The sequence below is a fragment of the Litoreibacter ascidiaceicola genome (assembly GCF_900129235.1).
Classification (GTDB): domain Bacteria; phylum Pseudomonadota; class Alphaproteobacteria; order Rhodobacterales; family Rhodobacteraceae; genus Litoreibacter; species Litoreibacter ascidiaceicola.
Genome location: NZ_FQUV01000006.1, coordinates 223925 through 240030, shown reverse-complemented (window position 1 = coordinate 240030; position 16106 = coordinate 223925). Strand labels below are relative to the sequence as shown.

Annotated in this window: 13 protein-coding genes; 9 read left to right on the top strand and 4 right to left on the bottom strand. The window is 60.2% G+C overall.

From position 1 onward, the window contains the following. Positions 1-4 precede the first annotated feature (4 nt). The 4 genes from BUB72_RS13965 to BUB72_RS13950 are packed head-to-tail and all read left to right on the top strand — an operon-like array spanning position 5 to position 4707. Positions 5-754, top strand: coding sequence for a class II aldolase and adducin N-terminal domain-containing protein (locus tag BUB72_RS13965; RefSeq protein ID WP_021102794.1), 750 nt, complete (start codon positions 5-7; stop codon positions 752-754). Beyond that, positions 754-1914, top strand: a complete 1161-nt coding sequence (locus BUB72_RS13960) for an acyl-CoA dehydrogenase family protein (RefSeq protein ID WP_073144875.1) — start codon at positions 754-756, stop codon at positions 1912-1914. Before BUB72_RS13965 ends, BUB72_RS13960 begins: the two co-directional genes overlap by 1 nt. Continuing rightward, positions 1907-3928, top strand: coding sequence for an acetate--CoA ligase family protein (locus tag BUB72_RS13955; protein WP_073144873.1), 2022 nt, complete (start codon positions 1907-1909; stop codon positions 3926-3928). Before BUB72_RS13960 ends, BUB72_RS13955 begins: the two co-directional genes overlap by 8 nt. Next, positions 3925-4707: a carnitinyl-CoA dehydratase gene (locus tag BUB72_RS13950; RefSeq protein WP_073144871.1), complete on the top strand. Its 783-nt coding sequence runs from the start codon at positions 3925-3927 to the stop codon at positions 4705-4707. The genes BUB72_RS13955 and BUB72_RS13950 overlap by 4 nt, the downstream gene beginning before the upstream one ends. Here BUB72_RS13950 and serB read toward each other — a convergent pair. Continuing rightward, entirely contained in the window at positions 4704-5576 is an 873-nt protein-coding gene (gene serB / locus BUB72_RS13945) for a phosphoserine phosphatase SerB (protein ID WP_073144869.1), read from the bottom strand. The genes BUB72_RS13950 and serB overlap by 4 nt on opposite strands. 158 nt (positions 5577-5734) lie before the next feature. Between serB and BUB72_RS13940 the strand changes: the two genes are divergently transcribed. After that, entirely contained in the window at positions 5735-6874 is a 1140-nt protein-coding gene (locus tag BUB72_RS13940; RefSeq protein WP_073144868.1) for a phosphoserine transaminase, read from the top strand. 72 nt (positions 6875-6946) lie between these two features. Continuing rightward, a complete protein-coding gene (gene serA / locus BUB72_RS13935) occupies positions 6947-8542 on the top strand; it encodes a phosphoglycerate dehydrogenase (protein ID WP_073144866.1) in 1596 nt (531 codons plus the stop codon). A gap of 62 nt (positions 8543-8604) precedes the next feature. Here the strand turns inward: serA and BUB72_RS13930 are convergent, their stop codons facing one another. Then, positions 8605-10173 carry a hypothetical protein gene (locus tag BUB72_RS13930; protein WP_073144863.1) on the bottom strand — a complete coding sequence of 523 codons (1569 nt, stop codon included), beginning with the start codon at positions 10171-10173 and terminating at the stop codon, positions 8605-8607. Between the two features lie 92 nt (positions 10174-10265). Between BUB72_RS13930 and BUB72_RS13925 the strand changes: the two genes are divergently transcribed. Continuing rightward, on the top strand, positions 10266-10826 hold the full coding sequence (locus BUB72_RS13925; RefSeq protein WP_073144960.1) for a DUF2585 domain-containing protein: 561 nt from the start codon (positions 10266-10268) through the stop codon (positions 10824-10826). Here BUB72_RS13925 and BUB72_RS13920 read toward each other — a convergent pair. Continuing rightward, positions 10823-11842 (bottom strand): NAD-dependent epimerase/dehydratase family protein, encoded by a 1020-nt coding sequence (locus tag BUB72_RS13920; RefSeq protein WP_073144861.1) that lies wholly within the window; start codon positions 11840-11842, stop codon positions 10823-10825. The two genes, BUB72_RS13925 and BUB72_RS13920, sit on opposite strands and share 4 nt — an antisense overlap. A 161-nt stretch (positions 11843-12003) precedes the next feature. On the opposite strand from BUB72_RS13920, the gene BUB72_RS13915 reads away from it, so the two are divergent. Both BUB72_RS13915 and BUB72_RS13910 read left to right on the top strand, forming a co-directional pair. Further along, positions 12004-12819, top strand: coding sequence for a metallophosphoesterase family protein (locus BUB72_RS13915; RefSeq protein ID WP_083588682.1), 816 nt, complete (start codon positions 12004-12006; stop codon positions 12817-12819). A 97-nt stretch (positions 12820-12916) separates the two neighbouring features. After that, positions 12917-14092, top strand: a complete 1176-nt coding sequence (locus tag BUB72_RS13910; protein ID WP_073144859.1) for an acetyl-CoA C-acyltransferase family protein — start codon at positions 12917-12919, stop codon at positions 14090-14092. Here BUB72_RS13910 and pbpC read toward each other — a convergent pair whose 3' ends face one another. Further along, the gene (gene pbpC / locus BUB72_RS13905; RefSeq protein WP_425435171.1) at positions 14093-16096 is read right to left on the bottom strand and encodes a penicillin-binding protein 1C; all 2004 of its coding nucleotides are present in this window, start codon (positions 16094-16096) and stop codon (positions 14093-14095) included. Positions 16097-16106 lie beyond the last annotated feature (10 nt).

Sequence of the window (16106 nt, the reverse complement as noted above, 5' to 3'; positions counted from 1 at the left end):
TGACATGGACGGAACACACGCAAATATCGAACACTGGGCGGAGCGGGTCGACCTCGCCGCCGCCTTCCGCTGGACCGCGCGACTGAACATGCATGAAGGCGTGTCCAACCACTTCTCCTTCGCCATTAACGACGACGGCACCAAGTTCTTGATGAACCCCAATCAGGTGCATTTCTCGCGGATCAAGGCCTCCGACATGCTGGTGATCGACGCCAATGATCCGGACACGCTAAAAGGCCCTAACGCGCCCGATCCGACCGCTTGGGGCCTGCATGGCGGGCTTCACCGCCACTGCCCGCACGCCCGATGCGCGATGCACATCCACTCCATCCACGCCACGGTCCTTGCCTGTCTGGAGGACAAAATCCTCCCCCCGCTCGATCAAAACGCCGCCATGTTTTACGACCGTCAGGTGGTCGATGACAGCTACGGCGGGCTGGCCTTCGAGGAAGAGGGCGAGCGCTGCGCCCAGCTGTTCACCGACCCCAAAAAGAAGGTCATGATCATGGGCAACCACGGCATCATGGTCATCGGCGACACTGTGGCCGACACCTTCAACCGCATGTATTTCTTCGAACGCGCCTGCGAGGTCTACATCCGCGCCCTGCAAACAGGCCGCCCGCTGTCGATCCTACCCGACGACATCGCCGCAAAAACCGCCGATGAAATCGAAAACTACCCCGAACAAGACATCCGCCACTTGGCCGAACTCAAGGCCATCCTCGACACAGAACAACCGGATTACGCGACTTGATGCAATATGGACTGACCGAAGAGCAGGAGATGATCGTCTCCACCGTCCGCAGCTTCGTGGAAAAGGAAATCTACCCGCATGAAGAACTGGTGGAACGCACAGGCGAGGTGCCGCACGAGATCGCGCAAGACATCAAGCAAAAGACCCTAAACCTAGGATTTTACGCCTGCAACTTCCCCGAAAGCGTCGGTTGCGCAGGTCTCAGCCACCTTGATTTTGCGCTCGTCGAGCGTGAATTGGGCCGCGGCTCCATGGCGCTCAACCATTTCTTTGGCCGACCGCAGAACATCCTGATGGCCTGCGAAGGCGACCAGAAGGAACGCTACCTTATGCCCGCCGTGCGCGGGGAACGCATGGACGCCCTCGCTATGACGGAACCCGGCGCCGGCTCCGACATACGCGGCATGAAATGCGCCGCTGTCCGTGATGGCGGCGATTGGGTGGTGAACGGCACCAAGCATTTCATTTCCGGCGCTGACCATGCCGACTTCTTCATCGTTTTCATCGCCACCGGCGAAGACGATACGCCAAAAGGCCCTAAAAAGCGGATTACCGCGTTTCTGGTCGATCGCGGCACCCCCGGCTTCACCATCCGCGGCGGCTACAAATCCGTGTCGCATCGCGGCTACAAGAACATGATCCTCGACTTCGACGATTGTCGTCTGCCTGACGCTCAGGTTCTGGGGCAGGTCGATGGCGGCTTCGAGGTGATGAACACATGGCTCTACGCAACCCGCATCACCGTCGCCACCATGTCCGTCGGCCGTGCCCGCCGCGTGTTCGACTACGCGCTGAGCTACGCCGCAGAGCGGGAACAATTCGGCCAGCCAATTGGCAAGTTCCAAGGCGTCAGCTTTCAACTCGCCGACATGATCACCGAGATTGACGCCGCCGACCTGCTCACCCTCGCCGCCGCCGATAGACTCGACAAGGGTCTGCCATCGAACCGCGAAATCGCGTCGGCCAAGCTTTACGCCTCCGAGATGCTGGGCCGCGTCACCGATGCCGCGATCCAGATTCACGGTGGCATGGGCCTGATGGACGACTTCCCGCTGGAACGGTTCTGGCGCGACGCAAGGGTGGAACGCATCTGGGACGGCACCTCCGAGATCCAGCGCCACATCATCAGCCGCGACCTGCTGAGGGCGCTCGGTGCCTGACCTGTCGCGCCTCCTGAACCCCAAATCCCTCGCCGTCATCGGCGGTGGGGCATGGGGCGAGGCCGTGCTGCATCAAGCGAAGAAATTCGGCTATCAAGGCTCGCTCTACGCCGTCCATCCAGTTAAGAAGGAAATCGCCGGAATCAGAGCCTATCCCAGCGTAATTGACCTTCCAGAAGTCCCCGACGCCGCCTTCATTGGCATCAACCGCGAGGCGACCATCGGCGCGGTCGAACGTATGCGAAAGCTCGACGCAGGCGGCGCGGTCTGCTTCGCCTCCGGCTACGCCGAGGCCAGTGGCGAGGACATTTCCGGCACCGACGCTCAGGCCCGTTTGCTCAAGGCCGCAGGCGACATGCCGATTCTCGGTCCCAACTGCTACGGCTTCATCAACGCGCTGGATGGCGTCGCCGTCTGGCCCGACCAGCACGGCTGCAAGCGCCTTGAAAGTGGCGTCGCGGTCCTCACGCAATCCTCCAACATTTCGATCAACATGACGATGCAGACGCGCGGCTTGCCCATCGGCTACATGATCACCGCTGGAAATCAGGCACAGACTACACAAGCGCATATCGCTTTGGCTCTACTCGACGATCCCCGCGTCACCGCTATCGGCCTGCATATAGAAGGCTTCGGTGACCTGACCCATTGGGAGGCTCTCGCCGCCAAAGCGCACGCCAAATCCGTCCCCCTGGTCGCGCTCAAAGTCGGCAAATCCACCCACGCGCAGGCCGCTACAATCAGCCACACCGCGTCGCTTGCAGGTGGCGACACCGCCGCGCAGGCGTTCCTCGACCGGCTTGGCATCCTGCGATCCCCCGACCTGCCCAGTTTTCTGGAGACCCTCAAACTGCTGCACGTCACGGGGCCGCTCGCCTCCAACCAGATCTCCTCCATCAGTTGTTCCGGCGGCGAGGCATCGCTGGTCGCCGACATGGCCGAGCATCACGATCTGAGCTTCCCGAAACTCACTTCTGAGCAGAAACAGAGCCTGTTTAGTGCCCTCGGCCCCAAGGTCGCCCTCGCCAACCCGCTCGACTATCACACCTATATCTGGCGGGACGAGGACGCGATGACCGCCGCGTGGTCCGCCATGGCCGCCCCGCATATCGCGCTGACGCTAGTGGTCCTCGACTACCCGCGCGGCGATATCTGCGACCCGTCCGATTGGGCCTGCGCCACCAACGCCGCCCTGCGGATGCGCAAAGCCACCGGCAAGCCCGTCGCGGTTGTCGCCACCCTCCCCGAACTCATGCCCGAGGCCATCGCGACGCAGCTTATGGACGGCGACGTGATCCCCTTCGCCGGATTGGCCGAGGCCCTGAACGCCGTTGAGGCCGCTTCAAGCCCACGAAACACACCTTCCGCCGAGCCCGTGCTCAAACGCCCGCTGGCTGAGAACACCGAAACCCTGTCCGAGTTCGACGCCAAAGCCGCCCTCGCACATCACGGCCTGTCGGTCCCCAACGCGATCCAGACCAACCACAGCGCAACCGGCCTCGACGCGCTGACCTTCCCCGTTGTGGTCAAGGCCGAGGGCATGGCCCACAAGTCCGATGTCGGCGGCGTGATCCTCGACTGCAATTCCCGCGCCGAGGTGCGCGACGCGATGGACAGCATGACCAACGCCACCTCCTTCCACGTCGAAGAAATGTGCGACGCAGGCGCGGAGCTTTTGGTCGGCGTCACCCAAGACCCCGCCCATGGCTACCTGTTAACCATCGGCGCAGGCGGCATCCTGACAGAGCTGTTGAACGACACCCAATCCGTACTGATCCCCAGCACGCCGGAAGATATAAAACAGGCTCTAACACGCCTTAGAATGTATCCCTTGCTCACCGGCTATCGCGGTGCGGCCCCTTGCGACATCGACGCAATCACCAACGCAATCCTTGCCATCCAATCCTATGTCATTGCCCAAGACGGCGCAGTGGCGGAGGTCGAGGTAAACCCCCTCATCTGCGGCCCAGACAGCGCCGTCGCAGCAGACGCACTCATCCGGAGGACCCCATGACCAACCCGATCAAAACCCGCCGCGAAGGCACCATTCTCGAAGTCACGCTCGACCGCCCCAAGGCAAACGCCATCGACCTCGCGACCTCCCGCATCATGGGCGATGTCTTTGCCGATTTCCGCGACGATCCCGACCTGCGCGTGGCTATAATCACCGGCGCGGGCGACAAGTTTTTCTGCCCCGGCTGGGATCTGAAAGCTGCCGCCGATGGCGACGCCGTCGACGGCGACTACGGCGTCGGCGGCTTCGGCGGGTTGCAGGAGTTGCCCAACCTCAACAAGCCCGTCATCGCCGCCGTGAACGGCATCGCCTGTGGCGGCGGGCTGGAACTGGCTCTTTCCGCCGACATCATCCTCGCCGCCGATCACGCCACCTTCGCGCTGCCCGAAATCCGCTCCGGCACCGTCGCCGACGCGGCCTCCGTTAAGCTGCCAAAGCGCATCCCCTACCACATCGCCATGGAATTGCTGTTCACCGGTCGCTGGTTCGACGCCGAGGAGGCGCGCGGCTGGGGCATCGTTAACCACATCCACCCCGCCGATAAGCTGATGGAGGAAGCGTGGGACATGGCCCGCCTGCTCGCCTCCGGCCCGCCGCTGGTCTATGCCGCGATCAAAGAAATCGTGCGCGAGGCCGAGGACGAGAAGTTCCAAGACACGATGGACAAGATCACCGGCAGCCAGTTCGAGACGGTGAAACGGCTCTATTCCAGCGAAGATCAGCTTGAGGGCGCAAAGGCTTTTGCTGAAAAGCGCGATCCGGTCTGGAAAGGCCGCTAGGCGAAATCGCTCACCGCGTAGCCTTGCAGGAACAGAAGCGCGGTCAAATCCCCGTGGTTCACCCGTATCTTTGCCTGCGCCTGCACCGTCGGTTTTGCGTGTAGCGCCACGCCCGCGCCTGCACGTTGCAACATGCCAAGATCATTGGCACCGTCTCCTACGGCCAGCACGTCAGCCTCTGAAATCCTCAACCGCGTCGAGATTTCTTCCAACGCCTGCACCTTCGCCTCGCGCCCAAGAATCGGCATAGCCACCTGCCCTGTCAGCTTGCCACCCTCTTCCAGCAATGTATTCGCGCGGTTCTCGTCAAATCCCAGCGCCGCCGCGACCGAGGCCGTGAATGCCGTAAACCCGCCAGACACCAGCGCCGCATAGCCGCCATTGGCCTTCATCGTCGCTACCAGCTCTTTTCCTCCGGGCATATAGGTGATCCGTGTCGCCAAAACAGTCTCTATTACACCGGAATCCAGCCCTTCCAGCAACCCCACACGCTCTTTCAAAGCAGCCTCGAAATCCAGCTCCCCGTTCATCGCCCGCGCCGTAATATCCGCCACACGCGCGCCAACGCCTGCCTCGTCGGCCAATTCGTCAATACATTCCTGCTGGATCATCGTGCTGTCCATGTCGGCCAGCAGCATCTTCTTGCGCCGCCCCTCCATCGGCTGGATCACCAGATCCACGCCCAGCGCCTGACACTCCTCCCACACCACGTCGAAATTCGCTGGAACGCTCGCTAAAGCAAACTCCGCCGCCACATCCGGCATTAACCAGATCACATCCCCCCCGCCCCACGCATTGCGCAGATTTACAGGCAAAGCCGCGTCCAGTTTGGGGGTGGACGGATCGCAAAGAAGGGTCGCTACGAACATTGGGAAGTTTCCTATCGTGGAGAAGCATGTCGCAAATAATCACTCAAGCGGCGCTATAGCGACGTTTTCTCTATTGTGAAAGCCCGCGCCCTTCCGTAGTGACGCCAGTGGGACACCTCTCCCCAACGAGAGGCAATATATCTGTAAGGGTAGACATTATGACTACGAAAGCTCCGGCCACCAAGCCGACGAATCCACGCTTTTCCTCCGGCCCCTGTGCCAAACCCCCCACTTTCACGCTCGATAAACTGTCCGACGCCCCTCTGGGTCGCTCGCACCGTGCCGCTGTCGGCAAAGCCAAGCTGCTTGCCGCGATCGAGACCACCCGCGAGGTGCTGGGCATCCCCGCCGACTACAAAATCGGCATCGTGCCCGCCTCCGACACCGGCGCGTATGAGATGGCCATGTGGAACCTGCTGGGCGAACGCCCCGTGGAAATGCTCGCATGGGAATCCTTCGGCGCTGGCTGGGTCACCGACGTGGTCAAGCAGTTGAAGATCGACGCCAAAGTCACCACCGCCGATTACGGCGAGATCGTCGACTTCGCCAAAGTGAACTTCGACAACGACGTCTGCTTCACATGGAACGGCACCACCTCCGGCGTGCGCGTTTCGTCGAGAGACTCTATTCCAGCCGAACGGGCCGGTTTGACCCTGTGCGACGCCACCTCCGCCGCTTTCGCGACGGACCTTCCGTGGGACCGTTTGGATGTCACCACCTTCAGCTGGCAGAAAGTGCTGGGCGGCGAAGGCGCGCATGGCGTCCTGATCCTGTCGCCCCGCGCCGTGGAGCGTCTGGAAAGCTACACACCCGCGTGGCCCCTGCCAAAAATCTTCCGCCTGACCAAAGGTGGCAAGCTGATCGACGGCATATTCACGGGTGCCACGATCAACACGCCCTCCATGCTGTGTGTCGAGGATTACCTCTTCGCGCTCGACTGGGCGAAATCCGTGGGCGGTCTCAAAGGCCTTATCGCGCGGGCCGATGCCAACACCGCGGCAATCACCGATTTCGTCGCGGCGCATGACTGGATCGACTTCCTCGCCACCGACCCAGCGACCCGCTCCAACACCTCCGTGTGTCTGAAGTTCACCGACGACCGCATCAACGACGGCGCGGCATTTGCCAAGGCGATTGCCAAGCGTCTGGAGTCGGAAAACGTAGCGCTCGACATCGGTGCTTACCGCGACGCGCCTCCGGGTCTGCGCATCTGGTGCGGTGCCACGGTCGAAACCTCCGACATCGAAGCAATGCTTCCGTGGCTCGCCTACGCCTTCGAGGCCGAGATCAAGTCCTAAACCCGTTTCGTGCCATACGCTTTGCCGACGCAAAGCCGACGTAAATCATACCGCAAAATATAGGAGCCCATCATGGCCCCCAAAGTACTCGTATCCGACAAACTCTCCGAGACCGCCGTCCAGATTTTCCGCGACCGCGGCATCGACGTGGACTTCATGCCAGAGCTTGGCAAAGACAAGGAAAAGCTGCTGTCGATCATCGACCAATATGACGGCCTCGCCATCCGGTCCGCCACCAAGGCGACCGAGAAAGTGATCGCCGCAGCAACCAATCTGAAGGTCATTGGCCGCGCTGGCATCGGTGTCGACAATGTCGACATTCCTGCCGCGTCGAAAAAGGGGATCATCGTGATGAACACCCCGTTCGGAAACATGATCACCACCGCCGAACACGCCATCGCGATGATGTTCGCCGTGGCCCGTCAAATCCCCGAGGCGTCCGCGTCCACCCATGCAGGCAAGTGGGAAAAATCAAAGTTCATGGGGGTAGAGCTGACCGGTAAAACCCTTGGTGTCATCGGCGCGGGCAACATTGGCGGTATCGTCTGCGAACGCGGCGTTGGCCTTAAAATGAAGGTGATTGCGTATGATCCCTTCCTCTCCGAGGAACGCGCCGAGAAGCTGAACGTGACCAAAGTGGAGCTCGACGAGTTGTTCAAACGCTCCGATTTCATCACGCTCCACGTGCCCGCAACAGACAAGACACGCGGCATGATTTCCAAGGAAAACATCGCCAAGATGAAAGACGGCGTGCGCATCATCAACTGCGCCCGTGGCGGTCTGGTGGACGAGGCCGCGCTGGCTGACGCGCTGAAATCCGGCAAGGTCGCAGGTGCCGCCTTCGACGTGTTCGAGGTTGAGCCCGCAACCGATAGCCCGCTGTTCAACCTGCCCAACGTCGTCGTAACCCCGCACCTAGGTGCGGCCACCACGGAGGCACAGGAGAACGTCGCCCTGCAAGTGGCCGAGCAGATGTCCGACTACCTTTTGACCGGTGCGGTTTCCAATGCGCTGAACATGCCCTCCGTCACGGCGGAAGAGGCTAAAGTCATGGGACCATGGGTAAAATTGTCCGAACACCTTGGTGCGTTCATCGGCCAGATGACCGACGAGGCGATGAAGGAAATCCAGATCACCTATAACGGCAACGTGTCCCAAATGAATCTGGAGGCGCTGAATTGCGCTGCGGTGGCAGGCATCATGAAGGCTACCAATCCAGATGTGAATATGGTGTCGGCGCAGGTTATCGCGAAGGAGCGTGGTGTAAAAATTTCGACCACGACGCAGGACAAATCCGGTGTATTTGACGGCTATGTCAAGCTGACCGTTGTCACCGACAAACGCGAGCGGTCGATTGCAGGCACTGTGTTCTCCGACGGCAAACCTCGCTTCATCCAGATCAAAGGCATCAACATCGACGCTGAGATCGGGGAGCACATGCTCTATACCACCAACGAAGATGTCCCTGGCATCATCGGCACGTTGGGCCAGACCATGGGCGAGAACGGGGTGAACATCGCCAACTTCACATTGGGCCGTTCATCCGCCGGCAAAGGTGCGATTGCGCTGCTGTATGTCGATGAACCCGTACCAGCACCGGTCCTCAAGAAACTGACGGATACTGGCATGTTCAGACAGGTGAAAACACTGCATTTCGACGTGGCATAATCTTCACTCGCCACGCATTTTAACGCCGCTGCCTTTAGGGTGGCGGCGTTTTTCGTTGGCGTTTAATCCTTGCGGATCAAGCCCGTGATCGCGCCCGCGCCCAGCGCTGCCACGATCCAGCCGATGGACTTGGCAAACCACCGCACCCACCACGCGATCTTGCCCAGCGGGGAGCGTGAGGTGGACGGCGCCCAAGCGCCCTCTTGTCCGAAATTCACCAGTGGAATAACGACATCCGCGGCGTAGGCGAAGGCGTTGAACGTCTCCCAATCCTGCCCGCCCTGACCGGGGGCGGACCAGAACACCGCAGGGTTTTCAGGATGCGTCCGGGTCGCGGAGACCCAGTCTTGTGACACCAGAATAGGGGCCGCGTTCGGGGCCATGTCCCCCGCATCCCAAGTCCGCTGGAAGAACACGCCAAGCGAGACGATCATCAAGATAGCCACCACCACGGCCCTGCCGGGTCTGTAGCCGTAGCCGATGCTCCACCGCAGAAAATCATCCGCCACCCGTGCCAAAGCTCGTCGCGGACCGGTTACTCCTCGCTCCGCCATCAGACGACGATCTTCCGCGCGCAAAAGGCGCTCCTTGCGCATCAGAACCGAGCGGGCATCTTTGCGGTGACCTAGCGATTGCAGCACGGTCGCAAGCTGCTCGTAGGGTTGCGAGGTGAACGGCATGTCATCAGGCTTGCGCGCCAGCCAGTCCAGACGCGCCGAGATCTTGGTATCCACATGGCGGGAAAAATCGCTGTAGCGGAACCCGTCGAGCCTGATCGGATAGGCCGCCCCGGGCCCCACAGGTTCATCCCTGAAACGCGCCACTTCGGCGGCGGCCAGATTTACCATGCCCTTCGTGATATGGTTGTCGGTCATATACAGGATGCCGTTAATCCGCGCCCGCGCGAGGCTCAATGCCATGCCGTAGCCATGCTCCTCGCTGGGGTCGAAAACGGGGGCCGCAATGACGTCATTCTGCGGCAGGCTGATCGAGGTGTTGGTGATGAAAAAATCGTGCTCGACCCGCGCCGACGAAAAGAACAAAAGCCCCGTCGCGTGCAGCTCTGTCACGCTGTTGGCATAGGGATAGTTGCCCAGAAATACCGAGCCTTCCACCCGCAAGGACGGCGCGAAGATGGCGTCTTGCGTGGGGCTTTCGATGGTCGCGTCGCATATTTGCAGATCGCCGCTGATCCGCGCGCCCGCCATGGAAATCTCGCCCATGACGATGGTGCCTGCCCTGATATAAACCGACCCTGAAAACGACGTGTTGTCGGCAGATAATCCGGTCAGATAGCACGCCGATAGATGCAGCCCGCGCAGACGCGCATTAACGAGATTGATCGGATTGCTCAGATGGCAATGCGACAGCGAAATATCCCGCTCGCAATCGCATCCCTGCAAATCGAGCGTCCCGCTGATCCACGCCCCGCGTAGGCGGATACCCTTGTCGTGAAGCGCGTCGAATCCCAACAGCAAATGCCGGATTAACTCGCCCCTGATGGTCTGTTCGGGGTCAGCGGCCTTGGGCAAGTTTCCATCCCCGACGCTGGTGCGCTCGGGGTTTGTCGCGTCGTCGATGAGTTTCTGTTCTGCCGTAGAGAACGGGGCAAAGATATCTAAAGAATTCATCAGGCGACCGTGGCACGACGCCGTGGCGCGGGCAAGTTCATGATACAGAAAAGGCTTTACACCCCTACCGCTTGCGTGATTCCGTGCGCTTCATGAGCAAGCGTTACCTTCCCTACTGGATCACCTTCGGCATCCTTGTCGCCACGGCACTCATCCTGCTTTGGATGGGCCGTGTCCCGATGTGCAAATGCGGCTACATCAAGCTGCTGCATCTGGAGACCATGAGTTCCGAGAACTCCCAGCATATCTCGGACTGGTACACGCCCTCGCATCTGCTGCACGGGTTCATCTTCTACTTCCTGTTATGGCTTGTCGCGCGGCGCATCGACATTGGCTGGCGCCTCGCCATCGCCACCCTGATTGAAGCCGCTTGGGAAATTCTCGAGAACACCGACGCCGTCATCAACCGCTACCGCGAGGTGACGATTGCGCTGGATTACTACGGCGACAGCGTTTTGAACTCGGTCTTCGATATTATCGCGATGTGGGCCGGTTTCTGGCTCGCACGGCGCGTTCCTGTTTGGGTGAGCGTCGCCATCGTGATCATCGCCGAAGTGGTCGTGATGGCGGCGATCCGTGACGGGTTAGCGCTCAATATTATCATGCTGCTCTATCCGCTGGATGCCATCCGCGAATGGCAGGCAGCGGGCTAGACCTGATAGTAATCGCGATACCATTCGACAAAGCGGGCAACACCCGTGCGCATATCGGTTTTTGGCTGATACCCCGTCAGGCGTTTTAGTAGATCAGCCTCGGCCCATGTTGCGGGCACGTCGCCGGGCTGCATATCCATGAAGTTTTTCTTTGCTTCATGGCCCGTCGCCGCTTCAATCGCCTCAATGAATGCCATCAACTGAACCGGCTCACCATTGCCGATATTGACGGCGCGCCACGCGGCGACGGGTGACAGGCTGTCACCGTCCTCGACCTTACCTTCGGAGCGTTCCGGGGGAGTGTCGACCAGCAGCCGGATACCTTCCACCAAGTCGTCAATATAGGTGAAATCGCGGCTCATATCGCCGTGGTTGTAGACGTCAATCGAAGTCCCTTCGAGTATCGCCTTGGTGAATTTGAACAACGCCATGTCAGGCCGCCCCCAAGGACCATACACCGTGAAAAAGCGGAACATCGTCACGGGCATGTCGTACAGGTGGGAATAGGAATGGGCCATTGCCTCATTCGCCTTTTTGGTGGCGGCGTAGAAGCTCATCTGAGTGTCGACCTTGTGGGTTTCCTCATAAGGCATGACGGTATTTGCACCGTAGATCGACGACGTGGACGCCATCAACAGATGTTCACACGGATACGCCCGCACAGCCTCCAATACATTGAACGCCCCGATCAGATTGGCGTCGACATAAGCGCGCGGGTTTTCGATGGACCACCGGACACCGGCTTGCGCGGCAAGATGGATAACAACGTCCGGCTTGTGGTCAGACATGATGCCCATGACCAATCCGTCCGTTTCCAACAAACCTTCGATCGGTGTGAAATTCGGGGATTGGGACAGCATCTGATGGCGTCGCTGCTTCAGCGTCACATCATAGTAATCCGTCATGCCGTCGAAGCCCACGACCTTGAAGCCCTCCGCCAGCAAACGGGCCGCAACATGGTAGCCAATGAACCCTGCCGATCCGGTGACCAGTGCGGTGCGTTTCTTAGCTGTCATGATGGGTACTCCCTGCGTTCAATATTACGTCTGCCAATTTGACGATCAGGTCAAACCCGAAAAAAGTGCGACTTTCCGCGAGTTGGTGCCGTTGCCCCTGTTTCGCTTGCATTTCGCCGTTGAGGCCACCAACTGTAAGGCACCCAACCGAGAGTAGCCCAATGAACCTGCTGCGTTCTTTTTTCAAAGGCAAGAAAGCCGCCACTCAGGAGCATTCTGACGGGCGGAACGTCTCACGGCCTAACCCGACCTCAGCCCATTTCGTGGTGGGTGACCTACACGGAACGCTCGATTTGCTGGAACATATTCTAGAGCAAATCGACCATGTTATCGGCTCGTTGGATCTTAACGATCCCAAGTTGGTCTTCGTCGGCGACTATGTCGACCGCGGACCGTCAAGCTCCGCCGTCCTGACGCGGCTGCACGAGTTGGCAAGCGAGTTTCCGCAGAACGTAACCTGTATCCTTGGCAATCACGAGCAGATGATGCTCGACTTTCTTGACGCTCCAGAAGCCAGGCATGCAAGGTGGTTCCGGAACGGTGCGGCGCAAACGCTGGCCAGCTTCGGTATCGACCTTCCTGACGAGGCTGATTGGCCCGCGACCTCCGGGGCCATCGCCGCTGCTTTGCGCGCGCAAATGGGCGACCAAGTAGAAGATTGGGTACGTTCCCTACCGATGTCGGTCAGGTCTGGAAATCTGATGATCACCCATGCCGGAACCGATCCGGGGCGCGCAATCGACGACCAGTCTTCGCGTGTTCTACTGTGGGGTCACCCCGAGTTCCTGAGTCGGGCGCGCTCTGACGGACACTGGGTCGCGCACGGGCACACCGTCATGGAGAACGCTATTTGCGAAGACGGGCGCATTTCGGTGGATACTGGTGGATATTCCACTGGCTGCCTGACTGCTGCCGCGATCCTGCCCGACGGAACCGTCGAGTTTTTACAAACCACGGAGCCTCGTCAAAACGGCTGAGGTACCGCTACCGTTCGAATTTTTGACAACGCAACGTAACCTCTACGCCCGTGAAGAAATGCGGTAAGGTTGGCGCGACACACACGGAGGACCCAGAATGACTGAAATCATGATCCTGAGCGGCGCACGCACGGCCATCGGCACCTTTGGTGGCGCGCTTGCCAGCACCCCCCCTATCGACCTTGGCGCAACAGTTTCGAAAGCCGCGATGGAGCGGGCGGGGGTCGACCCGTCCCAAATCGGGCATGTAGCATTCGGCCACGTGATCAACACCGAACCGCGCGATATGTACCTGTCCCGCGCCGCCGCTATGCAAGCGGGTGTTCCTGACACGGTTCCGGCGATGAACGTGAACCGGCTTTGCGGCTCCGGCGTGCAAGCGATTGTCTCGGTGATCCAGTCGCTGATGCTGGGCGATGCAGAGTTCGGACTTGCGGGTGGCGCAGAAAACATGAGCCGCTCCCCCTACATCATGCCGGACGCGCGTTGGGGCCAGAAAATGGGTGACATCAAATCCCAAGACATGATGCTGGGCGCTTTGAACTGCCCGTTCGGCACCGGCCATATGGGCATCACCGCAGAGAACGTTGCGGCGGAACATAACATCACCCGCGAGGCGCAAGACGCCTTCGCACTGGAGAGCCAGACCCGCGCCGCACACGCCATCGAAGCAGGTTACTTCAAGGACGAGATCGTGCCCGTCGAAGTCCGCGTGAAACGTGACATGGTGCCGTTTGATACGGACGAGCACCCGAAGGCGACCTCGCTTGAGGTGTTGGCAGGGCTGCGCACTGTGTTCCAGAAAGACGGCACCGTCACGGCTGGCAATGCGTCCGGCATCAATGATGGTGCTGGCGCGGTCGTGCTGGCCACGGAAGCCGCGGCAAAGGCATCCGGCCTGACACCCCGCGCACGGATCATTGGATACGCCCATGCAGGGGTGCGGCCAGAGGTCATGGGCATCGGCCCCGTTCCAGCGGTGCAAAACCTGCTGAAGCGCTCGGGCCTGAAAGCCAGCGATTTCGACGTGATCGAGTCCAACGAAGCCTTTGCCGCGCAAGCGCTGGCGGTTTCGCAGGAACTGGGCCTCGACCCTGCCAAAGTGAATCCCAACGGTGGTGCAATTGCTTTAGGCCACCCTGTTGGCGCGACCGGTGCCATCATCACTGTCAAAGCTTTGCATGAACTGGAGCGGACCGGAGGGTCGAAAGCGCTGATCACCATGTGCATCGGCGGCGGTCAGGGCATCGCCTTGGCAATCGAGCGCGTCTGATTATTCGGCAAAAATAGTGGTGCCCGCGGCGCGGCCTCGGGCATCAATCACCCTCACTTGCAGATATCCGCGTCCTGACGGGACTAGCTGCGCCTGACGCTCCCAACTGTTGGTGAGAACCGGCGCACCGTTTTGCAGCCATGTGAACGGTGCAACACCATCCCTGATTTGAACCGTCACTGCCCCGCCACGCCGCGCAACGCGCGCACCATCAGGTGGAAAGGCCACCTTAGGATGATCCTGTGCCACGCCTTTTTGCTCGGAGCGACTGGTGAACCGTTGCATGGGCCGCGGCAATTCAGCATTTCCTAACAGCAACGCATCGCGTGGCGGCGCAGGCAACGGGTCGCTCTGGGGTTTTACCTTGTCGAAGGCTTGGAACATGAGCGGCGCGGCCAGCTCTCCACCGAAGGCCCCCGGCACAGGCGTGCCGTCGACCCGCCCCATCCAGACACCAATCACATGCCGCCCGTCATACCCGATCGCCCATGCATCTCGGTGTCCGTAAGACGTCCCAGTTTTGAAGGCGACGTCTTTGCGCCCTGCCATGGCCGGACGTGGAACACCCTTCAAGATATCGCCGATATACCAACTTGCCCGTTTGCTCAAAACCGAAGACAAGGGCGCGATGTTCTTCTGGGTCGCCGCGAGGGTCTTCGCCCCGTCGGGCTGCGCGATAGCGGCATATAGCTGGACAAGTTCAGTGAGACTTAAGCCCAAACCACCCAGCGCAATGGCAAGACCAGCCTGATCACCCGCCAGCTGCGGCGACGTACCCGCCTGATGTAGTTTAGCAATCAGGTTGGCGGGGCCGAGCCTGTCCAACACACTCACGACGGGCAAGTTCAAAGAGGCCTGCAAGGCTTCCCTCACACGTATATCTCCGCGAAACAGGCCGTCGAAATTCTGTGGCGCATAGGCTCCGAATTGCATTGGCCGGTCAGAAATCAGCGATTCGGGATGGATTAGACCCTGATCGAACCCCATGCCGTATATCAACGGCTTCAAGGTCGACCCCGGAGAGCGACGCGCCTGCGTCATATCAATAAACCCGCCACGCCGATCATTCGCGTAGCTGGCAGAGCCGACGGACGCGATAATCTCGCCCGTCTGGTGGTCTGCCACCATGATCGCAGCCGACAGATGCTGGCCACCTTCGCCCACGGCCTTGGCAGCCAGCCGTTCCAGCTTTTGCTGAATGCCTGCGTCCAAAGTGGTGCGAATGACCTGTCCGCCTTCCGAGCTACGAACGCGGTCCGTCAGGTGAGGAGCCAGTGCCGCAAAGTCGTGACGCTTTGCGCGAAGTGTTTGCCCTGAGTTGTCCTCCGGCTTCAAAGCGCCGTCACCAACCAGACGCTCCAGAACACGGTTTCGCGCTAGCAGCGCGAGTTTTGGGAAACGGTCGGGTCTGCGGCTTTCTGGCGATTGCGGCAGCGCGATCAGCATAGCAATCTGCGTTGGGGTCAGGCGGCGCGGTTCTTTGCGGTAATAGGCCAGACTGGCCGCGCGCAGCCCTTCCAGATTGCCGCCATAGGGCGCGCGCACCAGATAGAGCGACAGGATTTGCTCCTTGCTCAGTCGCTGCTCCAACGCCAAAGCAAGCCGGATTTGACGCAGCTTTCCGGGCCATGAGCCCGTGCCGCTTTCCTCCAACAGACGTGCAACCTGCATTGTCAGGGTCGACCCGCCAGAAATGACGCGCCCGTTCCCTACCGCTTGAGCAGTCGCGCGCAACATCGCTACAGGATCAACGCCAGCGTGGCTGTAAAAGCGTTTGTCTTCATAGCGGATCAGGAGACGCAGAAATTCCGGATCAACGTCGGCGACGGATATGGAAAGCCGCCACCGGTCGTCTGAGGTTTGAAAAGCCCGCAGCAGTGACCCGCGCCGATCAAGGACTTCTACACCTGTTTCGATGGCCAGCTCCGGCATTTCGGTGCGATCGACCCATCCGTCAAACTGGTCACGCCCCAAGGCGGCCGCCCAAAGGGCGACAGCCAACACCCCAAATGTT